Source organism: Oxalobacteraceae sp. CFBP 8761 (genome assembly GCA_014841595.1).
Lineage (GTDB): Bacteria > Pseudomonadota > Gammaproteobacteria > Burkholderiales > Burkholderiaceae_D > Telluria.
The window spans coordinates 1,058,793-1,083,583 of record JACYUE010000001.1 but is presented as its reverse complement, the minus strand read 5'-3'; the positions used below and the strand labels follow the sequence as shown (position 1 = coordinate 1,083,583).

At 65.2% G+C, this 24,791-nt stretch carries 19 protein-coding genes; 8 read left to right on the top strand and 11 right to left on the bottom strand.

Annotation, left to right across the window (positions count from 1 at the left end; genetic code table 11):
- Nucleotides 1-336 precede the first annotated feature (336 nt).
- The gene (locus IFU00_04770; GenBank protein ID MBD8541597.1) at nt 337-3,528 is read right to left on the bottom strand and encodes an error-prone DNA polymerase; all 3,192 of its coding nucleotides are present in this window, start codon (nt 3,526-3,528) and stop codon (nt 337-339) included.
- Between the two features lie 208 nt (nt 3,529-3,736).
- Here IFU00_04770 and IFU00_04765 point away from each other — a divergent pair, with 208 nt between their 5' ends.
- Nucleotides 3,737-6,142, top strand: a complete 2,406-nt coding sequence (locus IFU00_04765) for a TonB-dependent receptor (protein MBD8541596.1) — start codon at nt 3,737-3,739, stop codon at nt 6,140-6,142.
- Nucleotides 6,143-6,199: 57 nt separating this feature from the next.
- On the opposite strand, the gene IFU00_04760 is transcribed toward IFU00_04765, so the two are convergent.
- Both IFU00_04760 and IFU00_04755 read right to left on the bottom strand, forming a co-directional pair.
- The gene (locus IFU00_04760; GenBank protein ID MBD8541595.1) at nt 6,200-6,784 is read right to left on the bottom strand and encodes a PEP-CTERM sorting domain-containing protein; all 585 of its coding nucleotides are present in this window, start codon (nt 6,782-6,784) and stop codon (nt 6,200-6,202) included.
- 31 nt (nt 6,785-6,815) lie between these two features.
- Nucleotides 6,816-9,110: a family 43 glycosylhydrolase gene (locus tag IFU00_04755; GenBank protein MBD8541594.1), complete on the bottom strand. Its 2,295-nt coding sequence runs from the start codon at nt 9,108-9,110 to the stop codon at nt 6,816-6,818.
- Nucleotides 9,111-9,500: 390 nt separating this feature from the next.
- Here IFU00_04755 and IFU00_04750 point away from each other — a divergent pair, with 390 nt between their 5' ends.
- Entirely contained in the window at nt 9,501-10,247 is a 747-nt protein-coding gene (locus IFU00_04750; protein ID MBD8541593.1) for a hypothetical protein, read from the top strand.
- Nucleotides 10,248-10,273: 26 nt separating this feature from the next.
- On the opposite strand, the gene IFU00_04745 is transcribed toward IFU00_04750, so the two are convergent.
- Complete coding sequence (locus tag IFU00_04745; protein ID MBD8541592.1) at nt 10,274-11,404, bottom strand: branched-chain amino acid ABC transporter substrate-binding protein; 1,131 nt, start codon at nt 11,402-11,404, stop codon at nt 10,274-10,276.
- A 155-nt stretch (nt 11,405-11,559) separates the two neighbouring features.
- Between IFU00_04745 and IFU00_04740 the strand changes: the two genes are divergently transcribed.
- Nucleotides 11,560-12,048: a hypothetical protein gene (locus tag IFU00_04740; GenBank protein ID MBD8541591.1), complete on the top strand. Its 489-nt coding sequence runs from the start codon at nt 11,560-11,562 to the stop codon at nt 12,046-12,048.
- On the opposite strand, the gene IFU00_04735 is transcribed toward IFU00_04740, so the two are convergent.
- From IFU00_04735 to IFU00_04720, 4 genes are all read right to left on the bottom strand, one after another.
- Nucleotides 12,045-13,397 carry a sensor histidine kinase N-terminal domain-containing protein gene (locus IFU00_04735; GenBank protein MBD8541590.1) on the bottom strand — a complete coding sequence of 451 codons (1,353 nt, stop codon included), beginning with the start codon at nt 13,395-13,397 and terminating at the stop codon, nt 12,045-12,047. The genes IFU00_04740 and IFU00_04735 overlap by 4 nt on opposite strands.
- Entirely contained in the window at nt 13,394-14,056 is a 663-nt protein-coding gene (locus IFU00_04730; protein ID MBD8541589.1) for a response regulator transcription factor, read from the bottom strand. Before IFU00_04730 ends, IFU00_04735 begins: the two co-directional genes overlap by 4 nt.
- Before the next feature lie 52 nt (nt 14,057-14,108).
- Complete coding sequence (locus IFU00_04725; protein MBD8541588.1) at nt 14,109-15,659, bottom strand: Do family serine endopeptidase; 1,551 nt, start codon at nt 15,657-15,659, stop codon at nt 14,109-14,111.
- A gap of 227 nt (nt 15,660-15,886) precedes the next feature.
- The gene (locus IFU00_04720) at nt 15,887-16,357 is read right to left on the bottom strand and encodes an Hsp20 family protein (protein ID MBD8541587.1); all 471 of its coding nucleotides are present in this window, start codon (nt 16,355-16,357) and stop codon (nt 15,887-15,889) included.
- Between the two features lie 211 nt (nt 16,358-16,568).
- Between IFU00_04720 and IFU00_04715 the strand changes: the two genes are divergently transcribed.
- From IFU00_04715 to IFU00_04705, 3 genes are all read left to right on the top strand, one after another.
- The gene (locus IFU00_04715; GenBank protein MBD8541586.1) at nt 16,569-18,491 is read left to right on the top strand and encodes a M61 family metallopeptidase; all 1,923 of its coding nucleotides are present in this window, start codon (nt 16,569-16,571) and stop codon (nt 18,489-18,491) included.
- Between the two features lie 225 nt (nt 18,492-18,716).
- Nucleotides 18,717-19,937 (top strand): tyrosine--tRNA ligase, encoded by a 1,221-nt coding sequence (locus tag IFU00_04710; GenBank protein ID MBD8541585.1) that lies wholly within the window; start codon nt 18,717-18,719, stop codon nt 19,935-19,937.
- A gap of 66 nt (nt 19,938-20,003) precedes the next feature.
- Nucleotides 20,004-20,753: an AAA family ATPase gene (locus IFU00_04705; GenBank protein MBD8541584.1), complete on the top strand. Its 750-nt coding sequence runs from the start codon at nt 20,004-20,006 to the stop codon at nt 20,751-20,753.
- 55 nt (nt 20,754-20,808) lie between these two features.
- Here the strand turns inward: IFU00_04705 and IFU00_04700 are convergent, their stop codons facing one another.
- From IFU00_04700 to imuA, 3 genes are all read right to left on the bottom strand, one after another.
- Nucleotides 20,809-21,171, bottom strand: coding sequence for a hypothetical protein (locus IFU00_04700; protein MBD8541583.1), 363 nt, complete (start codon nt 21,169-21,171; stop codon nt 20,809-20,811).
- Nucleotides 21,172-21,268: 97 nt separating this feature from the next.
- A complete protein-coding gene (locus IFU00_04695) occupies nt 21,269-22,822 on the bottom strand; it encodes a DNA polymerase Y family protein (protein ID MBD8541582.1) in 1,554 nt (517 codons plus the stop codon).
- Nucleotides 22,752-23,459 carry a translesion DNA synthesis-associated protein ImuA gene (gene imuA / locus IFU00_04690; GenBank protein MBD8541581.1) on the bottom strand — a complete coding sequence of 236 codons (708 nt, stop codon included), beginning with the start codon at nt 23,457-23,459 and terminating at the stop codon, nt 22,752-22,754. Before imuA ends, IFU00_04695 begins: the two co-directional genes overlap by 71 nt.
- Before the next feature lie 168 nt (nt 23,460-23,627).
- On the opposite strand from imuA, the gene IFU00_04685 reads away from it, so the two are divergent.
- Entirely contained in the window at nt 23,628-24,053 is a 426-nt protein-coding gene (locus IFU00_04685; GenBank protein ID MBD8541580.1) for a DUF86 domain-containing protein, read from the top strand.
- A 121-nt stretch (nt 24,054-24,174) separates the two neighbouring features.
- Nucleotides 24,175-24,765: a DUF2760 domain-containing protein gene (locus IFU00_04680; GenBank protein MBD8541579.1), complete on the top strand. Its 591-nt coding sequence runs from the start codon at nt 24,175-24,177 to the stop codon at nt 24,763-24,765.
- The last annotated feature ends 26 nt before the right edge of the window (nt 24,766-24,791 follow it).

Below are 24,791 nucleotides of genomic sequence, written 5' to 3'. Positions count from 1 at the left end.
CGCAATGACCATTCTATCAACGCAGCGGCCTGCCGCTACAGGAAAGTTGGCGACCAGAAGAAAAGCCGGGCTCCCAAAGCCGGGGTCAGGTCTGACATTCGGACACGACCTCGACAGAAAAGCCGGGGTCAGGTCTGACATTCGGACACGATCTCGACAGTCGAGTAGTCCGAACTAGCTGGCACAGAGCCATGCTCATACTGGACAAGAGACTTTTGGAAGTGACTAACGCTGAGGCCGTGTCCGAATGTCAGACCTGACCCCGGCTTTGGAGTCTTTTGGAAGTGACCAAGGCTGAGGTCGTGTCCGAATGTCAGACCTGACCCCGGCTGTGCATCAGCAGAAATCCCTGCTGCGCGTATCGAGAGCACCGAGCAGGTGCGACAGATCCACCAGCCGCTTGGCGACCAGGTGGCGCACTTCGCCCTCGCGCTGCCAGATGCCGTAGACGCCGAGCAGCGGTGCGTTCAGGACCTCGCGGCGCTGCTGCTCTACCAGCGATGGCCACACGATCACGTTGACGTTGCCGGTTTCGTCTTCCAGCGTCAGGAACAGCACGCCCTTGGCGGTGCCCGGGCGCTGGCGCACCGTCACCAGACCGCAGCCGCGCGCCAGCTGGCCGTTCTGGAAATCCATCAGCGTCGACGCGGGCAGGAAGCGCTGCGCCAGCAGGCGTTCGCGCAGCAGCGCCAGCGGATGGCGGCCCAGCGTGAGACCCTGTGCGCGGTAGTCGCCGACGATTTCTTCGCCTTCGCTTGGCGCCGCAAGCACCGGTGCTTCTTCGCGCGGAACCGTCGGACGCAGAAGGTCCTTGTCGGGCGCGGCGCCGGACGCTTCCCACAACGCTTCGCGCCGGTGCCCCGCCAGCGATTGCAGCGCGCCGGCCGCCGCCAGCACCTGCAGGTCGCTGCGGTCCAGGCCCGCGCGGCGCGCCAGGTCAGCCACATCGGCAAACGGCCGCACGGCGCGCGCCTGCTCGATGCGCTCGGCCGCGTCGACCTTCATCCCCCGCTGCAGCGACAGGCCGAGGCGCACCGCCGGCTGGCGCGTGCGCTCGTGCGGATCGTATTCTTCGAGCGCCGAATCCCAGCCGCTGACGGCGACATCGACCGGCCGCACCTCGATGCCATGGCGGCGCGCGTCCTGCACCAGTTGCGACGGACTGTAAAAGCCCATCGGCTGGCTGTTGAGCAGCGCGCACAGGAAGGCGGCCGGCTCGTGACACTTGAGCCATGAACTGGCGTATGCCAGCAGCGCGAAGCTGGCCGCATGCGACTCGGGAAAGCCGTATTCGCCGAAGCCCTGGATCTGGCTGAAGATCGCTTCGGCGAATTCCAGCGTGTAGCCCCGTTCGAGCATGCCCGTCGTGATGCGCTCGTAATAGTGTTCCAGCCCGCCCTTGCGCTTCCAGGCCGCCATCGCACGGCGCAGCTGGTCGGCCTCGCCCGGCGTGAAGCCCGCACCCAGGATCGCCACCTGCATCACCTGCTCCTGGAAGATCGGCACGCCCAGCGTGCGCTCGAGCGCCACCTTCATTTCGGCGCTTGGATACACGACCGGCTCGAAGCCCTGACGGCGCCGCAGATAGGGATGGACCATGCCGCCCTGGATCGGGCCGGGGCGCACCACGGCCACCTCGATCACCAGGTCGTAGAAGACACGTGGGCGCATCCGCGGCAGCATGCTCATTTGTGCGCGCGACTCGATCTGGAACACGCCCACCGTATCGGCCTGGCAGATCATGTCGTAGGTGGCGGTATCGTCGGCCGGGATGTCCTGCATCTCGAACACGTTGCCGTAGCGCTGGCCCACCAGCTCCAGCCCGCGCCGCATCATCGACAGCATGCCCAGCGCCAGGACGTCGACCTTCATCAGCCCTAGTTCCTCAAGGTCGTTCTTGTCCCACTGGATCACGCTGCGGTCCGCCATCGCGGCATTCTCGATCGGCACCAGGCGCGAAAGCTTGCCGCGCGCGATGACGAAGCCACCCGGATGCTGCGACAGGTGACGCGGGAAGTTCAGCAGCGACTGCGCGAGCGTGGCCCACTGGCGCGACAGCGGCGCCTCGGGATCCAGCCCGCTCTCGGCCAGGCGGCCAAGCAGGTCGGCGCGGCTGTCGAACCAGTGGTGGGTCTTGGCCACCTTCTCGACGATGCCCAAGTCGATGCCCAGCGCGCGACCGCTGTCCCGCAAGGCGCTCTTGGGGCGGTAGCTGATCACCACCGCCGCCAGCGCCGCGCGATCGCGCCCGTATTTGTTATAGATGTACTGGATGACTTCTTCGCGCCGCTGGTGCTCGAAGTCGACGTCGATGTCGGGCGGCTCGTTGCGCTCGCGCGAGATGAAGCGCTCGAACAGCAGGCTGGCGCGGGCCGGATCGACCTCGGTGATGCCCAGGCAGTAGCAGACGGCCGAATTGGCCGCCGAACCGCGGCCCTGACACAGGATGTGCTGCGAGCGGGCGAAGCGCACGATGTCGTACACCGTCAAAAAGTAATGCTCGTAGCGCATCTCGGAAATCAGCGCCAGCTCGTGTTCGATCTGCGCCTGCACCTTGGCCGGGATGCCGTCGCGAAAACGCCGGTGCGCGCCGATCCAGGTTTCGGCGCGCAAAAAACTCGCGGCCGTGTGGCCGGGCGGGACCACTTCGTCCGGGTATTCGTAGCGCAGTTCGTCGAGCGAGAACGTGCACAGGCGCGCCACGCGCACCGTCTCGGCCAGCACTTGAGGCGTGTACAGATTGGCCAGGCGCAGGCGCGAGCGCAGGTGCTGCTCGGCGTTCTGCGCCAGCCCGTAGCCACAGTCGGCCACCGCCTTGTTCAGGCGCGTGGCGGTGAGCGTGTCCTGCAGCGGTTTGCGCGAGCGCACGTGCATGCACACGTGGCCCAGTGCCACGATCGGCAAGCCATGCTGCCAGCCGACTTCCTCGACCGTGGCGCGGTGCGCATCGTCGAACGCGCGGTGCAGCGACGTCAGGCCGAGCCAGGCGCGGCCCGGAAAGGTGGTCGCCATCCACGCTGCCTGCGCATGCAGGCGGTCGACATCCTGCGCCTCGTGCCCCGGATACGGCGGCAGCAGGATCGCCAGGCAATCGGGCATGTGGCGCAGGTGCGCGTTCTCGGGTGCCGGGTCGGCCAGGTCATCGGGTGTCAGGAGGTACGTGCCCTTCCCGGCCCGCGTGCGCCCGAGCGTGATGAATTCAGACAGGTTGCCGTAGCCCTCGCGGTTCTGCGCCAGCAGGATCAGTGACGGCGCCGGGCTGCCATCGGGGTTCTGCAAATGAAAGTGGGCGCCGATGATGAGCGGCAGGCCGGCCTCTTTTGCTTCCGCATGCGCGCGCACGACGCCGGCCAGCGAGCATTCGTCGGTGATGCCCAGCGCGAAGTACCCGAGCTGCACGGCGCGCAGGACCAGCTCCTCGGCATGCGACGCCCCTTGCAGGAACGAGAAGTTCGACAGGCAGAACAACTCGGCATAGGGCGGCAGAGTCGTGGCTGCAGGGGGCTGGTTGGTCGGAGGCTGTGTCACGCCGGGCTCATGTCAAATGACAAATACTGTATAAAAACACAGTATAGCCGACCTTTTTTACCGCACGTGCATTATTTACCCCAGGAAATTACTTATGCACCCGAGTTGATAATACAAAGTTATACAACAAGAACGTTGTGTTAATGCCACATTGCAACGGTAATCGAAGGATCCATTGATAGTATCCGAACATCCTTCGGAGAAACCAGTGCTCAAACTCAAAATCATGCCCCGTTCCGTGTTGTCCAGTCTGTATGGCAGCACCATCCTTGCTTCCCTTGCTCTCGCCCCAGTCGCCGTCCAGGCGCAAACCGCACCCGCCATCACCACCGACGCCGTCGTGCCAAGCGTGAGCGTCGTCGGTTCGCGCCGCGTTGGTGCCGCTTCCAGCACCGACACCCCGGTGGCCATCGACTTCATCCCGATGACGAAAGCGGCCGAACAAAGCGGCCAGTTCGACCTCGCGCAGGTGCTGAGCAACCTGTCGCCGTCGTTCAACTCGACCCGCCAGACGGGCGCCGACGGCGCCGACCTGATCGACTCGGCCGCCCTGCGCGGCCTGGGTTCGGACCAGACCCTGGTGCTCGTCAACGGCAAGCGCCGCCACACGGTCGCGCTGGTGAACCTGTTCGGTGCGCGCAACCGCGGCAACACGGGCACCGACATGAACGGCATCCCCGTGATGGCGATCCGCGAAGTGCAGGTGCTGCGCGATGGCGCCGCCGCCCAATACGGCTCGGACGCGATTGCCGGCGTGATCAACATCGACCTGAAGAAAAGCCTGGGCTGCGAATCGGTGGCCGGCTACGGCCAGTACACCGAAGGCGATGGCGAGAACTGGCAGGCATCGGCCTACTGCGGCGTGGCCCTCGGTGGCGGCGTTCTGGGCATCACCGGCGAATACTCGGACCGCGGCCGCTCGAACCGTTCGGAGCCCGGCAACCCGCGCATCATCGGCGACACCAAAGCCGACAACCAGACCATTTACCTGAACGGCGAATTCCCGGCTGGCGCGGGCGGCAAGTTCTACTTCACCGCCGGCGTGCAGCAGCGCGATGCCTCGTCGGCCGCCTTCGGCCGCGAAGGCCTGGGCTCGGAAGATATCCCATCGCGCAATTCGGCCGCAATGTACCCGGACGGCTTCGTCCCGTTCATCAACGGCAAGGTCGATGACCGCTGGGGCACCGTCGGCTACCGCTGGACGGCCGGCGAATGGAATGCCGATCTGTCGCAGACCTACGGCTACAACCGCCTGAAGTACAACATCGCCAACACGCTCAACGCCTCGATCGCCAACCTCGATCTGCTTGGCGGCGGCCAGGGCCGCAGCGCCGACCGCTTCTACGCGGGCGCGTTCTCGTTCCGCCAGGCGACCACCAACGCCGACATCAGCCGCTTCTACAGCGATGTGTTCAAGGGCATGAATGTCGCGTTCGGCCTCGAGCACCGCCGCGAGAACTACCAGATCTTCGCCGGCGAAGCCGGTTCGTACATCGACGCCGATGGCGTGGGCATTGGCGGCAACGCCGGCAGCCAGGGCTTCCCGGGCTTCCAGCCGGGCGACGAAACCGACACCGACCGTCACAGCAACGCGGCCTACGTCGACATCGAAACCGATCTCACCGATCGCCTCAAGATCCAGACCGCGCTGCGCTACGAGCGCTATTCGGACTTCGGCTCGACCACCACCGGCAAGCTCGCCGCCGCCTATCGCCTGGCGCCGGACCTGCTGCTGCGCGGGTCGGCCAGCACGGGCTTCCGCGCGCCGTCGCTGCAGCAGGCCTACTTCTCGTCGACCTTCACCGACTTCGTCAGCGGCCAGCCGCTGGACGTCGTGCTGGCGCCGAATGGTGGGCGCGTAGCGGCCGCCGCCGGCATCCCGCAACTGAAGGACGAAGAATCGAAGAGCTACACGCTGGGCCTGACCTGGTCGCCAACGCAGGCACTGTCGGTCACGGCCGACCTGTACCGCATCGACATCGATGACCGCATCGTGCTGTCGGGCCGCTTTGACGCCGACAACTACCCGGCGCTGGGCGCGACGCTGCAGCAGCTGGGCGTGGGCCAGGCGCAGTTCTTCGTCAACTCGGTCGACACCAAGACGCAGGGTCTGGACCTGACGGTCTCGCACCGCGCCAACGTGGCCGCCGGCCGCCTGACGACGTTCCTGGCCGCAAACTTCAGCAAGACCGAAGTGCAGCGCGTGAAAGCGCCAGCCGCACTGGCAGGCTTCGAAGACGTGCTGCTGTCCGAGCGCGAGCGCCTGTTCATCGAGGAAGGCGCGCCGCGCCGCAAGGCCACGCTGGGCTTCGACTACGTCCAGGGCAAGCTGGAAACCGCGCTGCGCGTGATCCACTTCGGTCCGCAGACGCTGGGCACCTTCTCGGGTCCACCGGTGCCGAACCAGAAGTACGAAGCCAAGACGTCGGCCGACCTGGCCTTCACCTGGGCCTTCACCGAGAAGACCCGCCTGACGGTGGGCGGCACCAACATCTTCGACGTCAAGCCGACCGTGCAGGATGCGAACGAGACCGACAACGGCTTCAAGTACGAGAGTGTGCAGTTCGGCCTGAATGGCGCGGCGCTGTTCGCACGCCTGGCGCACCGCTTCTGATCTGATTTGATCGCGCGGTGAAACAACGGCCTGCAAGCGATTGCAGGCCGTTGGCGTTTACGCCTGCTGCAGCGGCCTGCGCCTGCGCGCCGCCAGCCACCCCGCAGCAGCAATGCCGCACAGCGCCAGCGTCCCCGGTTCCGGCACCGTGTTCGGCGCCGTAGCGAATGCCGTGAAAGCATCCACGGCCCACTGCGTGCCGCTGCTGTTGTAGATCGTGAGCGTGTCGATGCCGCGCCAACCGAGTTCGATCCACTGCGGCGCGAACGTGTCGATCCCGTACGACACCTCGGTCGCGAACAGCCGCTGGCCTGCACGGCGGCCCTCGAACGAGAGTTCCTGTTCATACCAGGCCGACGTGAAGAACGCGCCGATGAAGTCGAAGCCGGTTGCATTCGAGATCGTGACGGTGCCACCCCCGTGGTTGAAGGCGACGTTGGCCGCCGAGACCACGCCGTTGGCAAAGCCGCTGTCGGGATAGGCGTCGGCGCCGATGACGCCAACGCCGGTCCAGTTGAAGCCCGCATAGCCGTCGGCGATGACCGCGGTCTCGCTGCTGGCCAGGTCGTCAAAACCAATGACGTCGGCGTGCGCACTCGCGCAGCATGCCGCCAGCAGGAACGAAAGGATACTGTGTTTCATAGGGTGCTCCTCGATGTGAAAACGTGGCGGGTTACTGGCGCACGAGCGCCGCGATGTCGGCGTCGCTCAGTGCCGAGCCGTAGATGCGCAGATCGTCCATCGCGCCCCGGTATGGCGCGTCCCACCAGTTCACGCCCAGCGCAAACACGCCGCTGGTGCCGGTAAACACGTTGGGGAAACCCGCGCCGCTGAATCGCTTGCTGCCGTCGACATACACATTGACCGCGCCGTTTCGCACGGTGAAGGCCACGTGCGACCAGCGGCCGACAGGGATCGTCATGCCAAGGCCGGCGTCGTACCAGGCCGTGCCCGACCAGAGCATCGATGCGCCGCCCACGCCCCCATGGCCCATCGGCAGCAGGCTGACCCAGGATTCGGTCGTGCGCGCGCCAAAGAAGGTGGTCGAAAACGCCGTCAGTGCCGCCGGCTTGAGCCACAGCGCCACGCTGTAGTTCTGGCTCGCGATGAGACCATTGGGCAGCCGCACGCCGCTCGCGCCGTTGAAGACGGCCGCCCTGCCCTTCACACCTGCCTCGAAGGCGATGCTGCCGCCTGGCGCGTCGATCCGGTTGCCGGTCACGCTGCCCGCACCGAAGATGCCGTTCGCGTCGGCCAGGTTGCCATCGAAGGTGTAGTGGGCCAGCAGGCCGCCGGCCTTGCGCACGGTGACGATGAACGTCTTGGTAACCACCGTATTGCCCTTGGCGATACGCGCCGTGAGCGTGACATTGACGTCCCCGCTGGCCGGACTGGTCACCATCCCGGTGTTGCTGATGACGGCCGGATTGGACGACGTCCAGGTAATCACCGCGCCGCGCGTGCCGCGCGTGGGCAGCGCGAGATTGGCCGTGACGGCGCTCGTGTTGCCCAGGCTGAGTTCTGCGGCGACGGCATTGACCACCTGCGCCTCGGTGCGTGGCGGCAGCCGGCTACCGAACAGTGAGACGCCTTCGCGCGAGACCGCCGAGAAGGTCATCGCAGGGCTCTTGGCCGTTTCATCCCAGCCGTTGATGAAGACACCCTTGTACGGCGAGGCGCCGGGCAGGCGGATCTCGATCCCGTTGCTGCCGGTGAGCAGCCAGCTGCCGCTCACGGCGCCCGTGATCGTGCCGTCGGCGTTGAGTGCGATGGACTGCGACTTCTTGATGGCGGCCGAGATGTCCTTGCCATGATTGACCAGCATGTAGTCGCCCTGCACGAATTCGCGCCGCACGGCCCCCAGCGTCTCGCCCGTGTAGCGGCGCGGCGCGACGACCGGCCAGCCGTCCGCATTCATGAACAACTGGTGCGTGCGGATCTCATGCTGCTCGCCGCGCTCGGGGAAACGCGCATGGAAGATCAGGAAGTGCTTGCCGCTGGCCGGATCGACATACGCCGAGTTGTGGCCCGGCGAGACATAGCCGGTGCCGATGCCGGTGCCGGTGTCGCCCAGGCTTCGCTCGAACAGGAAGCTGCCCATCAGCTTGACGCCGTAGGGCGCGATCGATGCATCGTCGAACAGCGGCTTGGTGGGGTCGGATCTGACAGCCGCCATGTCGTTGCCCTGGGCGTCAACATAGGGCCCGTCCGGATTGAGCGAGCGCGCGACGCGCATATTGTAGCCACCGGTCGAATCCAGGCCGCCAAAGGACGTGAACAGGTAGTAGTGCGACGTTGCGGGGCTGTACATCACGTAAGCGCCTTCGATGCGTGCGTGGTTGCCGCCCATCAGGCGCTTGCCGTAGCCCTGCCCCGGCAATGGCATGCCGGTCGAGGGATTGAGCGCCAGGATGAAAATCCCGCCCGAATACGAGCCGTACACCATCCACAGTTTGCCGGCACGGTCCGAGAAGACGTGCGGATCGACGGCATTCGGGTGTTTCAGTGCGTCGTAGATCGTGCCGTCATGGCTGGGCTGGCCCCACATGCCGGATTTTAAAATAATGCCCTTGTCGACATAAGGACCTTCGATATTATTCGCTACCGCAATACCCAATGCGGAGCGTGGCGAATCGCCCTTGCAGGCGTTGTAATACATGTAGAATTTTCCGTCCGGCATACGCTTGACATCGGCCGCCCACAGTGTGGACGACTGCGCCCAGCTGAATGTTTCGGCCAGTTCGGTGAATACATTCGATGCGCCATTGAGAAATAATGGATTGCTCGCGGTGACGCCGTCGCTGACCTGCTGCCATTTCATCAAATCACGCGATTTGGCAGCCGCCAGGTGCGATCCAAACACATAAAACATGTCATCCACCTTGATGACCGACGGGTCGTGCACGGCTGCATTCTGGAAGACGATCGGGGTGGGCGCGGCCTGGGCAGCGACGAACGAAGGAAGCATGGCCGATGACAATACGGCCCATGTTCCAAATGAGGAAAGGGTGTGATGCACGCTGGTCTCCGTTATATTTATTTGAATGTGCATTCTGATGATCGAATGCCGGAGACGAGAATGCGATATTTTTAAATGGTTTGCAACCGGATTGCATACGCTTGTTCAGCGCGTTTCTTGGTGTAAATATTTGCGATAACTTAAATAACGCAATTGCTTATAAAAGTGATTGAAAGAATATCGCAGCCATTTCTGCGATATGTTTTTTTCGCCGGAATCGTTTTAAATCCAAAAAAAAGTAATCGCCTGGCTTTTCACGCAGGAATGGGTGTTGGCACCGTACCACAGGGTATTGGCGTACGCGATGTGTCAAAATGCCCGCTTTCCAGCGAGAACACCATGCACAAACTGATTGCCGAATTGATGCGGCTGTATCTTCCAGCCGATGTACTGCCGTCCGACATCCTTGCACTGCCGGTCAGCCTGACGGGCGGCGACGGCCAGACGCGCGCCATGATGATCCCGTTTCGCAAGACGAAGGGCGCCGACAGTGAAGCGCACTGGACGCGGCTGTGCGAAGTGGCCAATGCACTGCAGACGACGCTCAAACTGCCCGCGCCGGCGGTGAGCATCTCGGGCGGCGACGCCTATTATTTGTGGCTGTCGCTCGTCACGCCGGTGCCGGCCGAGCGCGCGCAGGCTTTTCTGGAACGCCTGCGCGATGCGTACTTCCCCGAGGTCGAGCTGGCGCCGGACGCGGTGCGCGCGCCGGTCGCCCTGCCGCCCTGCCTGCACCCGCGCACCGGCAAATGGGCCGCCTTCATCCACCCGGGAATGGGCGCGTCGTTTGCTGACGAACCGGGGCTGGACATGCAGCCGCCGCCGAACGGGCAGGCTGGGTTTCTGGAAGGGTTGGAGAGTATCGATGCGGAGCAGTTCGAGCACGCATGGCGCCTGCTCGAACCGGCCGCGGTGAGGGCGCCGGTAGTGGTGCCTGCGCCTGCGCCCGCGTCCGTGGCTGCATCTGCGTCCGCGCCTGCGCCGCCGGCAGGCCTGCTGCTGAAAGACGCGACGCTGGAGGACATCGTGCGCCACCTGCACGCGAAGAATATCGAGCCGACTTTCCGGCACCTGATGACTGTTTGAACGCGTGGACGGCGCAGCCGTCCACCCTACTTGGTCACCGCGATCAAGGAGCGCTTGCCGCCCTTGAACCCGTACAAGGTGATCGTTCCGTCGCGCACATCGCCGCGGGCATCGAACGCCACCGGCCCGGTCACGCCCTTGTAGTTGGCTTTGGCCAGGAATGGCAGGTACTTGGCCGGGGCGGCCGATCCGGCCTTGACCATTGCATCGGCCATGACCATCGTCGCGTCGTACGCATACGGTGCGTTGATCTGCACATCGATGCCGAAGCGCTTCTTGTAGTCGGCGCGGAACTTGTCCATGCCCGCCTTGCCTTCACCGCGCACGCCGCCCGCTTCCGCGCACACGACCTGACCGTCGGCCATGGTGCCGCCGGAGAGCTTGAAGATCTCGTCCGAGCAGATGCCGTCGCCGCCCATCATGCGCACGTTCATGCCCAGCTGCTTCATCTGGCGCAGCATCGGGCCGGCCGTGGCGCTCAGGCCACCGAAGAAGACCATGTCCGGCTTGGTGGCGCGGATGCGGGTGACAATGGCGCTGAAGTCGGTCGCCTTGTCGTTGGTGAATTCGCGCGCGACGATCGTGCCGCCCTGCTGTTGCAGGCTTCTGGAAAATTCCATCACCAGACCCTGGCCGTAGGCCGTGCGGTCATCGACGACGGCCACGCGGCGCACCTTCATGGCGCCGGTCGCGTAGCGGCCCAGGGCCTGGCCCAGCTGCACATCGTTGGCAATCGTGCGAAACGCCGTATTGAAGCCCTGCTGCGTGTATTTCGGGCTGGTGCTCGATGGCGAGATCTGCGGGATGCCGCCGGTGTGATAGATCTTCGACGCCGGAATCGTGGTACCCGACGTCTGGTGTCCGATCACGCCATTCACCTTTGCGTCGACCAGTTTCTGCGCCACGCTGGTGGCCTGTTTCGGGTCGCCCGCGTCGTCTTCGGCCACCAGCTGGAACGTCACCTTGCGGCCAGCGATCGTGGTGCCGCGCGCGTTGAGGTGTTCGATCGCCATGCGCGTGGCGTTCTCGGTGTCCTTGCCAAAGTAGGCCACGGGCCCGGTGATCCCGGCCACATGGCCGATCTTGACGATGTCCTGGCTTGACGCCAGGCCGGCCGTTGCCGCCAGTACGCTGGCAGCCAATATGTTCTTGTTCATGGGTTTCCCGGTATGCAGACAGGCGGACAAAAAGCCGCCAAACCGGTTATTTTACCGTGAGTATGCACAGCGCGTCGGCGTGACAATTGACGCTATTTTGCCCCTGCCTGCTGCGGTATTCTGCCTGGCTTGACAGCAAGGCGGCAGCAGACACCATGTGCACCATCCCATTCAGAATCAAGACTGCCATAGCTGGCAAGCTGTTGTTGGTACTTGCCTCGCTGCCCGCGCATGCGCAGCTGCCGGCACCCAGCCGCACGATCTACAAATGTGAGGTGGCTGGCAAGATCGCCTATACCGACGTACCGTGCCTCGGCGCGAAGCGGCTCGACGTGGTGCCCGCGCGCGGTGTCGACAAGCTGTCGGGCACGTCCCGCGTGGGCGCGACGGTCGCGCGCGAATATCAACAGGAGGGCATGGCCCGCGCCTTGAAACCGCTTCTAGGCATGAACGAGCAGCAGTACGCCACAGCGGTTCGACGTCAAGCGCTGGATGCTGGAGCACAGCGCGAATGCCGCGCACTCGAAGCGGCGATCGTCGACAACGAACGCATCGAGCAGCTCGGGCCCGCGCGCGATTCAAGGGAGACGCTGGCGCATGACACCCTCAACCTGCGTCAGCGTTATCACGAGCTGCGCTGCTAGAGGCTTGTCTGTACTGGCGTCTTGAACGTGACGGTCGCCATCAAGCCACCCAGTCGCTCGGAGGAACCCAGGGTCAGCACTGCGCCATGGCGCTCGGCGATCGCCTTGATGATGGCCAGGCCCAGGCCACTGCCGGCGGCCTCGCTGCCGGCCACGCGGTAGAAGCGGTCGAACACGCGTTCGCGTTCCTCCGGCGGGATGCCGGGGCCGCTGTCTTCCACTTGCACGGCCACCGTACCGGCGCCGCTGAGCACAGAGATGTCGACGGTGCCGCCACCCGGGGTGTACTTGACGGCGTTGTCGACCAGGTTGCGCAGCAGGATCTGCAGCGCGTCGGGCTGACCGTCGATGCTGGCCGGGTCGGCCTGCTGCAGGCCCAGATCGACGCCCTTGGCGGCGGCCACGCCGGCCAGGTCGGCGGCCGTGCGACGCGCCAGGTCGGCCAGGTCCACCGGCCGGGTCTTGGCCGCCGAGCCTTCGGCGGCGGTGGCTTCCTGCCGCGCCAGGATCAGGAGCTGCTCGACCAGGCGCGTGGCGCGGTCGATGCCGGCCGTCAGGCGGCCCACCGCGACCTGGCGCGCTTCGGGCGTATCGGCGCGGTCGAGGCTTTGCGCCTGCAGGCGCAGCGCCGCGAGCGGCGTGCGCAGTTCGTGCGCGGCGTCGGCCACGAAGTTCTGCTGGGCCTCGAACGCAGTGCGCACGCGGCCAAACAGCAGGTTCAGTTCTTGCACCAGCGGGCGCACTTCGTCGGGCAAGCCGGTATCGGATACGGGCGACAGATCGTCGGCCTGGCGCGACGCCACCTGCGAGCGCACGCGCGCCACCGGTTGCAGCGAGCCGCTCACGACCCACCACACGACCAGCATCAGGATCGGCATCATGACCGCGATGGGCCCCAGCGTACGCAGGGCCAGATTGCCCGCCATATTGCGGCGCACGGCCAGGTCCTGCGCGACCTGCACGGTTTGATTTGAGGTCTGGATCGAGAACACGCGGTAGGTCGTGCTGTTGGCGCGCACGTTCGAAAAGCCCAGCACCGCGCGCTGCGGCAGGCGCGCACGCGAGACGCTGTGGAACATCTGGGCGCCATCGGGAGACCACATCTGCACCACCATGTCGTCGTTGCCACCGGCGCTTTCAGCTTCCTGCCGCGCGCGCGCTTCGTCGTTCGACAGCGGTGTGCTCGAGCGCAGCGACAGGGCCATCTGCTGCATGTGGTAGTCGAAGATCTGGTCGGCGTCGTGCAGCGCGGTGCGGTAGGCGATCGTCGCCTGCGCCACCGCTGCAATCGTGATCGCCGCGAGCAGGAACCAGAGCAGGCGCCCGCGCAGCGAGTGCGTCATTTTCATGCTTTCGGCACCATGTAGCCGACGCCGCGCACGTTCTGGATCAGGTCACTGCCCAGTTTCTTGCGCAGGCCGTGGATATACACTTCCACCGCATTGCTCGAGACTTCATCGCGCCAGCTGTACAGCTTTTCTTCGAGCTGCGCGCGCGACAGCACGGCGCCGGGCCGGGCGACCAGCGCTTCGAGCACGGCCCACTCACGCGCCGACAGCGATACCTGGGTGCCGTCGACCATGATTTCGCGCGTGACCGGATTGATCGTGATGTTACGGTATTCGAAAATCGGCTCGGCGCGCCCGGCAGCGCGCCGCAGCAGCGCGCGCAGGCGCGCGAGCAGTTCGTCGAGATCGTAAGGTTTGAGAACGTAATCGTCGGCGCCGGCATCCAGGCCCGCGATGCGCTGGGCGACCGAGTCGCGCGCGGTGGCGACCAGCACCGGGGTGCGGTCCTTGCGCGCGCGCATCGAGCGCAGTACTTCGAGGCCATCCTTGCGCGGCAGCCCCAGGTCGAGCAGCACCAGATCGTAGTTCTGGTTCTGCAGCAGGGCCGTGTCGGCCATTTCGCCGTCCTTGACCCAGTCGACTGCGTAGTGCTCGGCCCTGAGCAGGTCGAGCACTACTTCGCCGATCATCGTATCGTCTTCCACCAGCAGCAGCCGCATACATCCCCCGTTGTAAAAGTGCGACCCGAGGGCGCTACGCTATCTTAACCAATTAACCGATCCGCACCGGGATGAAGATTTTTTGACCGTCGCGCTGGATCAGCAGGGCCACCGACTTGCTGGCCTTGGCGACCATCTCGCGCACCTGGACCACCGACGTCACGGGCCGGCCGTTGACCGAGATGAGCACATCGCCCGGCTCGATGCCGGCCATTTCGGCGGCGCCCGAAGCGTCTTCGATCAGCAGGCCAGCCGCGATGCCGCTCTGGCGACGCTCGATCGGCTCCAGGGGCCGCAATGACAGGCCCAGCTTCGCACTGTTGTCGACGACGCCGGCCACGTCTTCCATCTGGCCGCGGCGTGGTTTCTCGGCTGCGTCGGCCAGCGTCGCATCGATACGCACCAGCTTGCCGTCGCGCCAGACGTCCATGGCGATCTTGTCGCCCGGTTTGGCCATCGTCATCATCGCCGGCAGGTCGCCCGACGAGACGATCGGCGTGCCGTTGGCGGTGCGAATCACGTCGCCGGATTTCAGGCCGGCACGCTCGGCCGGGCTGCCACGTTCGACGTTACTCACCAGGGCGCCTTCAACCGATTCGAGCTTGAACGAATCGGCGAAGCTCTGGCCGACTTCCTGCACGCCCACACCGAGCTTGGCATGCTGCACCTTGCCGGTGGCGACGATCTGGTCCTTGATGCGCACGGCAAGATCGATCGGGATCGAGAACGACAGGCCCTGGTAGCCGCCGGTCTGGCTGTAGATCTGCGAATTGATGCCGACCACTTCACCGCGCGTGTTGAACAGCGGGCCACCCGAGTTGCCGGGGTTGACCGCAACGTCGGTCTGGATGAACGGCACGCTGCCGTCCGAGATGGAACGACCGGTGGCGCTGACCACGCCGGCGGTGACGGTGCTTTCGAGACCATACGGCGAACCGATGGCCAGCACCCACTCACCCACCAGGACCGACTTCGATTTGCCGATCGGCGCCACGGGCAAGCCCTTGGCGTCGATTTTCAACACAGCCACGTCGGTGCGCGGGTCGGAGCCCAGGACCTTGGCGCGAAACTCGCGGCGATCCTGCAGCTTGACCGTGACTTCGTCAGCGCCCTGCACGACGTGTGCGTTGGTAAGGATGACGCCGTCCGGGCTTACGATGAAGCCCGATCCAGCGCCGAAAACGGGCGCTTCACGACCACCGCGCTCACCACCGGAGCGCGGGTCCTGAAACTGCTTGAAGAACTCATACAACGGATGGCCAGGGTCGAGGCTCGGCATGCCGCCGGCACCGCCGCCACCGCGGGCGGCCGTCTTGGTGCCGCCAACGACGCGGATATTGACCACGGCCTTGCCCTGTTGCGCGGCGATGCGCGTGAAGTCGGGCAGCGCCACCGTCGACGACGGTGCGCCCACGGCAGCAGCCGGCGCAGCACCAGGGGCGGCCGCGACGACCGCGGGCACGCTAGGCGGAGCAGCATTGGCAGTAGCGTTATTGTGATTGACAGCGATGGCACCGACCGCGCCGCCGATGACGCCCGCGGCACACAGGGCCAGCGTCAGGCGTTTGGCAGTGATGGCAGTAACGGCACTTGGGTTCGACATGGATGTGCTCCTGATGAAAATTCGGTGAATCGGTGATCGAGATTCGATGAGGCTAGTGTCGCGCAGCCGTCTTAGACCATACTTAAGTTGACAGACAACACCCCTTAGACGCGCCTTAATGCACACGGTTTGCGGCTGCGCAGACACGAGGCCCGCCAGATAGGACAAGGGCGCCCCGATGCTGCAGGCGCCCTCCGTTCAAACCGTTACTGCATCATCTGCTCAACTCAGGCAGCGCGCTGTTCCAGTGCCTGGACGTTGTCGCCGCTGATGGTGGTACCGGCAGCATCGCCGATGGCGATCTTGCGCGGCTTGAGCGCCTCGGGCACTTCACGCACCAGTTCGATGGTGAGCATGCCGTTGTCGAACGACGCCGTGGTGACCTTCACGTGGTTGGCCAGCTGGAAGCGCTGCTCGAAATCGCGTGCTGCGATGCCACGGTGCAGGAAGGTGCGCTGGGCGTCATCCTTCTGCTTGCGGCCAGTAACGTGCAGGCTGTCACGCTCGGTGATGATCTCGACTTCGTCGCGGGTGAAGCCGGCCAGCGCCATCACGATGCGGTATTGGTCTTCGCTCACCAGTTCGATGTTGTACGGCGGGTAGCTTGGCTGCGACTCGGCGCGTTGCTCGAGCAGGCTGGCCAGGCGATCGAAACCGATGGCGGAACGGTAGAGGGGGGTCAGGTCGTAAGTACGCATGATAGTTATCCTTGTAAAGTTAAGCGATAAGGGTGCGGACCTCAGTTGAGCATCCGCTGGTACCAATCTAATGCCATCCATCGCGAAATCAAGACAAGCAAAATACGGAATTCAAAATATTTTTCCAAATTTTGTTTGCATGATGTATCAAGGGAAATTCAGCCCGACAGGCGGTGCTACACTGCCCGGCTTCCCTTCCCTGCCTTTTCCCATGACCGCATCCCGCACCTTCTTCGCACGCGCTGCCCGTCCGGCGAGCGCTTTGGCCCTGACTCTGGCCCTGGCGCTGGCCCTGCCTGCCTCGGCCCAGCTTCCCGCCGTCGGCGACGCGCCGTATCCCGGCACGATCGCGCTGCATGTCGACGCGAGCAATCTGTCGCAGCAGGTCTTCAGGATGCGCCTGTCGATGCCCGTGCAGGCTGGCCCGATGACGCTGCTGTATCCGCAGTGGGCGCCGGGGAACCACGGCCCGAACATTCCGCTGACCCAGCTCGCCGGCCTGAAATTCCGCGCCGGCGGCAAGCCAGTGGAATGGAAGCGCGACCCGGTCAACGTGTATGCGTTCCACGTCGTCGTGCCGGAAGGCGCCACCACGCTGGAAGCCGAATACCAGTTCCTGTCGCCGCTCGATACGACGCAGGGCCGCATCACGATGACCGACGACATCCTCGGCGTGCAGTGGCAGTCGGTGGCGCTGTACCCGGCCGGCTACCAGGCGCGCCGCATCACCGTGCAGCCGACGCTGCGCCTGCCCGCCGGCTGGCAGTTCGCCAGCTCGCTGGCGGTCGAAGCACGCACCGGCGACGAAGTGCGCTTCAAGCCGCATGATCTCGACACGCTGGTCGATTCGCCCCTGTTCGCGGGCCGCTACTTCAAGCGCATCGACCTGGCGCCGGGCGCGCAGCAGCCGGTGATGCTCAATGTCGTGGCCGACAATCCCGAAAACCTCGAGGCCAAGCCGGACCAGATCAAGCTGCACCGCGCGATGGTCGACCAGGCGCTCAAGCTGTTCGGGTCGCACCACTATCGCCAGTACGATTTCCTGTTTGCGATCTCGGACGAATTCGGCGGCATCGGTCGCGAGCACCAGCAATCGAGCGAGAACGGCGTCAAGCTCGGATACTTCACCGAGTGGAACCGCAACGAGGCCGGGCGCGAGCTGCTGCCGCACGAATTCGTCCACTCGTGGAACGGCAAGTTCCGCCGGCCCGCAGGCCAGGATGTCGCCAACTTCAACACGCCGCTGCAGAACGAGCTGCTGTGGCTGTACGAAGGCCAGACCCAGTTCTGGGGCAAGGTGCTCGCCGCGCGTTCGGGCCTGGTCTCGCAAACCCACGCGCGCGATGCGCTGGCGGCCGACGCGGCGCGCTACGACGCCACGCAGGGCCGCGACTGGCGCGCAGTCCAGGATACCGTCAACGACCCGATCATCAACGGGCGCCGTCCGATCGGCTGGGGCAACTGGCAGCGCAGCGAGGATTACTACACCGAGGGCATGCTGATCTGGCTCGACGTCGACACGATGATCCGCGAGATGTCGGGCGAGCAGCGCGGCCTGCAGGACTTCGCGCGCGCCTTCTTCGGCATCGACAATGGCAGCACGCAGACCACCTACTACACGTTCCACGATGTGGTGGCCGCCTTGAACAAGGTGCAGAAATACGACTGGGCGCCGTTCCTGCGCGCGCGCCTGGACGGCCACGGCCCGGGCGCCCCGCTCGATGGTCTCAAGCGCGCCGGCTGGAAGCTGGTTTACGGCGACACGCCAACCGACGCAGCGCGCGGCGCGGAAGATCGCAACAAGACCGCCGACTTCACGTACTCGCTGGGCTTCCAGGTGCGCGCCGATGGCGGCATCACGGGCGTGATCTGGGACGGCGTGGGCTTCCGCGCGGGCCTGGCGGCCAACACGACGATCGTCGCGGTCAACAACCGTGTCTACAAGGGCGACGTGCTCAAGGCAGCAGTGCGCGCGGCCAAGGATGGCAAGGCGCCGCTTGAACTCCTGGTACGCAAGGGGAACAACCTGCGCACGATCTCGCTCGATTACCGCGACGGCCTGCGCTATCCGCGCCTGGAACGCATTCCGGGCACGAAGGACCGCCTCGAGGTCTTGTTCAAGGCGCTGAAGTAAGCACTGAAGTAAGTACTGAAGCAAGCGTCGCGGCGCTGCCCCGACGCTTGACGCATGCGCCGGCATGCAGCTAAGATCGATCCATGACTTTCATCGTGACTTCCCCAGCCAGCTATTACGCCTACCGCACCTCGCAGCGGTAGGGGCTTTCACGCAACCCGGTCCGCTTCAGGCGGACATGTACGGGTAACCGGTCTTCCTGGGCGTTCCACTCCAGGAGACTCTATGTCCATCCCGATCGACCTGCTCGACGTTCTGCAAGAACGCGGCTTCATCCACCAATGCACCGACGTCGCTGGCCTGCGCCACGCCATGGCCACGCCCATCACCGCCTACCTGGGCTTTGACGCAACCGCCGACAGCCTCCATGTCGGCCACCTGCAAGGTTTCATGCTGATGCGCTGGCTGCAGCGCGCGGGCCACCACCCCCTGCTGCTCATTGGCGGGGCCACCACACGCATTGGCGATCCGAGTTTTCGTGACACCACGCGGCCGGTACTGGACGGCCCGGCGATCGACGCGAACATTGCCGGTATCGGCCGCGCCTTCGCACGCTACCTCGGCCCGGACGTGCCGGTGGTCGACAATGCCGCATGGCTCGATGGCCTGGGTTACCTCGACTTTTTGGGCCAGGTGGGGCGCCACTTCAGCGTCAACCGGATGCTGACGTTCGATGCGATCCGCTCGCGCCTCGAACACTCGCTGTCATTCCTGGAATTCGGCTACACGCTGTTGCAGGCGTACGACTTCACCGAACTGGCGCGCCGTCACGGCTGCACGCTGCAGATCGGCGGAGCCGACCAGTGGGCCAACATCATCAACGGCATCGATCTGGGCCGGCGCCAGTCGGGCCTGGACCTGTATGGCCTGACCATGCCGCTGCTGGCCACGAGCGACGGCAAGAAGATGGGCAAGTCGGCGGGCGGCGCCGTGTGGCTCAACGCCGACCGCCTGTCGCCCTACGGCTTCTGGCAGTTCTGGCGCAATGTCGACGACCGCGACGTGGCGCGCTTCCTCGCACTGTTTACCGAACTGCCGATGACCGAGGTGCGGCGCCTGGGCGCATTGCAGGGCGCGGCGCTGAACGATGCGAAGATCGTGCTGGCCAATGAAGCGACGCGGCTGGCGCACGGGCAGGACGCGCTCGATGCGGCGCTGCGCGCTGCAGCAGCGGCCTTTGGCGACGCGCGGCGCGACGACATGCCAACGTTCGCGCTCGATGCGGCGCGCTTCGCGGCCGGGATCACGCTGGCCGAACTTGCCGTCGATGCTGGCCTGGCGGCGTCGCGCAGTGCGGCGCGGCGCCTGGCGGCGGGCGGCGGCTTGCGGCTTGATGGCGTGGCGGTGATGGATGCCGATATGGCGCTTCCTGCCGGTAGCGAATGGCTTCTGTCGGCCGGGCGCAAGCAGCATGTGCGCATCGTGCTTGCGGAGCGCGATGGGTAACGCTGCGAGGCCGGCGGGCACAGGGTGTGGCACACTGGCGGCACTGCCGATTCCCGAGCCTTCGCCATGCATCGTTTCAGCGCCAAGCCTTACCTGCAACGCGTGTGGGCCGACTTCGGCAACGAGGTCGGCTTCGATGACTTCCCGTTCAACATTCCTGCCGTGCGCGAACTGCAATCGATCGAGTTCCACGCCGACGTGACCTTCTTCGTTGGCGAGAATGGCAGCGGCAAGTCGACCATGCTGGAAGCGATCGCGCTGGCACTGGGCTTTGGCATCGAAGGCGGCACGCTGAACAACCGCTTGCTGAACACGTCCGGCGAGCACACCCGGCTGGCGGATCACATTCGGATGTCGCGCAGCACGCGCAGGCCCAAGGACGGCTATTTTCTTCGGGCCGAGAGCTTCTACAATCTCGCGACCTACCTCGACCGGATGCCGGAGACCAGTGTCTTCGGCGGCTATGGCAACAAGCAGCTGCATGCGCGCTCGCATGGCGAAGCATTCATGAGTGTGCTGCTCGACAAATTCCGAGGCAATGGCCTGTACCTGCTCGATGAACCCGAGGCGGCGCTCTCGCCCACCCGCCAGCTGGCAGCGTTGCGGGCGATGCATCAACTGGTGCAGGATCAGTCGCAGTTCATCATCGTGACGCACTCGCCGATTCTGCTTGCCTATCCTGGCGCGAAGATCCTGGTATTCGACGGCAACGGCATTGCCGAGATCGGGTATGAGGACACGGAACATTACGCCGTGACGCGCGATTTTTTAAATCACTATCCGCGCCGGCTGGAACAGTTGCTGGCGCCGGATTGAGCATGGTGATTTAACCGGGCGACACCATTCGCCGCCCATCGAGTGCGGGCCAGGACTACTTCCATTCGCCACGCTGGTTCACAAGCGTCTTCTTGCCCTCGGTGACCACCAGCCGGCCATCGGCGTACACGGTGTAGTTCACGCGGCCCGAGCGAAACACATAGCCCTGGAAGGCACCGGGCGTGACGCCATCGGCTGCCATCGAGTGCATGGTCTTGCCGCGCAGCTTGATTGCCTTGCCGGTCTTCTTGCTGGTGCCGGTGTAGCGCACGTCGTCGCAGGTGACGTTGCCTTCTTCGCACTGCTGCACGATCTTGACGGTAAAGCCGGACGTTTCCAGCGTCTGCTGCGTGGCAGCGTGGGCCGAAGCGGCGAACGTAAAAGCGGCCAGGGCGGCGAGATGAATGGATGATTTCATGGGTTCTCCTGTCGACTGTCGATCGCTGAAGTATGCCTGACCGGCGCAAACGGTCCGTTCGCTGGCGCGCGCTGGCGACACGTTGACAGGCATCGCCTCACCCGAACAAGCCATGCAGGAACCAGCGCGGCGCCGCATCCTCGCCCGAGCCGTTGATGCGCTCGCGGTAGATCCAGTACAGCGCGTGGTCCTTGCCTTCGGCGATGAAATAATCGCGCGTCTGCGTCTGGCTCCACCACCCAGCCTCGATGCGCTCGGGATTGGACGCTACCCGCAACGGCGAGCCATAGAACGGCCGGTGGTCGCGCATCAGCAGCGCAAGCGGCTTGGCCAGCAGCCAGCTTGGCCGGGGCAGGCTTTGCACATCGGGCGGCATCTGGGCGGCGCGCGCCGCCGTGCTCACTTTCTCGTGCACCGGCACCCAGGCGTTGGCGATCTCGGGCCGGTAATCGGCATGGGGCAGCGCCTGCAGCACGTTGTCGGGACCCAGGCGCGCGACCAGGAGTTCGATCATGCGCATGCGGTCTTCTTCGCTGCCGCCGGGATCGGGAAACAGCGAGTCGGTCGGCGGCGCCATCGCCTGCAACTGCTGGGCTTCGAGCCGGATGCCGATCACGGGTGCGACGAGTTCGAGCTTGGCCAGGCGTTCGCGCAGCAGCCGCATCAGGTGTTCGTCGCGCCACGTGGGTTCGGCCAGCGCGACTTCGACCGCCGTGGGCGGACATGCCACCCTGCCCCGTTCGTGCTCGAGCAGCAGCAGGATGCGTTCGACCGCCAGTTGGCGCGCACACAGCCAGCCCGTCATCTGCAGCACCAGGTGGTGGGCGCCGGCCAGCAGCAGGTCGGCGTGTTCGAGCCGGTCGAACAGTTCGAGCCGGGCCTGAAAACGTTCGGGCGGCTCGATCCACTGCAACAGTTCGGGACTGTGGCCATACGCGGCGTCGAGCATGTCGAGCAGCGCGCGCCCGCAGCGCCGCTGCAGACCGGGCCGGGGCAGGCGCTGCAATTCGTCCAGCCGGCGGCAGCCCAGGCCATCGAACCAGGTCGCGAACGGCCGCGCCGGTGGCAGCAGGCTCACCGGCAGGCGATTGAGCCGCCGCACGAGCGACGCCATCTTGACCGCGCGCCCCGCATTGCGGCGCGCCAGCAGCCAGGCGCCGCGCGCGGTGGGCGCGCAGGCAATGCAACCCGTAAAGCCGAGCGTGCGCAGGTTGGCGCGTACCTGCTCGCACAACTGCCGGATGCCGCCGAACAGGCGCAGGCTGGCCCCGATGTCGAGCAGCAGCGTGGATTCTTCGGCCAGCGCCACTTGCGGCGTGTACTGCAGCATCGCCATCGCCACTGCCTGCAAGGCCTCGGCCTCACGCTCGTGGCTGCGCTGGACGATGCGCGCGTCGGGCATCAGCATCAGCACGCCGCCACGCCGCATGCCGGGCAGCACGCCTTCGATGTGCGCCGCTTTCGACAAGGCCATGACCCGCTCCTGTTCCAGAACCACGATGCCGGGATCGCCCGCAGCAGCAGCTACAACAACAGCGTCGGCAGCATCGGCGCCATCGGCACCGCCGCCATTGCTACTGCTATTGCACCAGCGTGGGCTGAAGACTTCGAGCGGTAGCTGGGGCAAATACAGGCCGATCCAGAGGCGCATGGCGTTGCAGTAGTGAAGAACCAAGGGGCAGGAACAGCGGCGCGTCGCGCTGCGGTCCCCGGCGTTTGATGAAGTCGACCGTCATGCCGCCGGCGGCCGGGCGCAGCGCAAGGCGCAGCGGCGCGGGCGATGCATCCTGCGCGGCAGACAAGGGGCGGAGCATGAAGAACAGGGTTTCGCCACCCTGCGCCGCCAGGTGCAGGCGGCGCAGGCTGTCGCTGCGCACGTGGTTGGCCCAGAACAGCAGCGCACCGCAACTGCCGCTGCGCAAGACCTGCTCGGCTGCCCACAGGGCATCGGCGCTGCGCGTCGAGCGAAGCCACAGCAATTGGGATGGATCGAGGCCCAGCGCGGCCAGTGCCAGCGCCTGGGGTGGATGGGGTGGTTGCAGCAGCACGATGCGGCGCGATGCGCAGGCGGCCAGCGCCGGACGCAGAAGCCGCATTTCGCCGATGCCGGGTTGTTGCAGCAACAGGTCGACCAGGGTGCCGCCGGGCCAGCCACCGCCCGGCAACTGGCCCGACAAGGTGGCGTGCCCCGTGTCGATGCAGCGCGTGTCGGCATGCGCCAGCTGCGAAGCACGCCACAGCGATGGGTGCAATGCCTCTGGCGCAGCAAAGATGGAAGAAGGATTCATGATGGTGATAACAATGCAAGTACTGTATAAACGTACAGTACTCGTTGAAACGGGGCTTGGCAAGCGCTTTTCATTTTGTCTACCGTGTGGACACCTTGTAGATCGGCGCTTTGGCGCCATATATCTGTTTGGTGTCCAGTGATCATGGAGTTGTTAATGAGCAACGCAGTGAGTACCGATCTTCTTCTGAAGAAAGCCGGCATCATCGAACGCTGCTGCAACCGCGCCCGCGAAGAATACGAGCGCGACCCCACCACGTTCACCGACGACATCACGCGCCAGGATGCGGCCACGCTCAACGTGATCCGCGCCTGGGAAGCGGCAATCGAGATGGGCGATTACGTGATCGGCTGCGCGCACCTGGGGCCAGCGCAGGACGAACGCGAGGTCATCACGCTACTGGCCGAGCATGGCTGGATCGTCCCGGTCGTGGCCGAAAACCTCAAGCGCACCGGCGAATTCTGCCGCGCCGAATGGGATTACCAGGCCGCGCCCCTGCCCGCCCTCGTCACGATCATCAAGCGCGGCCTTGGCGATTTCACCGATTACACAGCAGCGCTGACGAGCGGCGCGCGCGCTGTCGGCCAACCCTGACCATGTCTTGTCAGTGCGCCAACGGTGCGCCTGCTGGTATCATGCGCCTCTTTTGGGAGCGGCATTCCCTGGCGCCGGATGCGCCGGGTCGCCGCTTTCGCACTGACCAATCAAAACAACCATGACCCAACAGACCAATTTGCCCGGCTTCTTCAGCCGCTTGTCGATCGCCTTCGGCGCCCTGTTCAAATCGCTCGGCGACGCCGAATTCGCCGCGCGCGTGCGCGATGACGGCGTCGGCCCGACCGCCGCTCCGGCACCAGTGCCGGCCCCGGCACCGGCACCTGCACCTGTCGTGAAGCCAGCGCCAGCACCGACGCCCCTGCGCGCGCCGACGCCGGATTCGGCCCTGCAGTTGCTGAGCCTCTTCCAGCGCGAAGCGCGCCTGATCGACTTCGCCCACGAAAATCTCACCAGCTATTCGGATGCCGACATCGGCGCCGCCGCGCGCGTCGTGCACGAAGGCTGCGCGCGCGTACTGCGTGAGCACTTCACGATCGAGCCGGTGCGCAGCGAAGCTGAAGGCGCCCGCATCACGCTGAATGAAGGCTTCGATGCCGCCAGCGTGCGCCTGACCGGCAACGTGGTCGGCACGGCGCCGTTCAACGGCACCCTGAGCCATCGCGGCTGGCGCGCCGCCAGCGTCACGCTGCCGCAACTGGCCGAGCGCCACGATGCACGCGTGCTGGCCCCGGCGGAGGTGGAACTGTGAACGACATCGTGAACAACTCCTCCAAC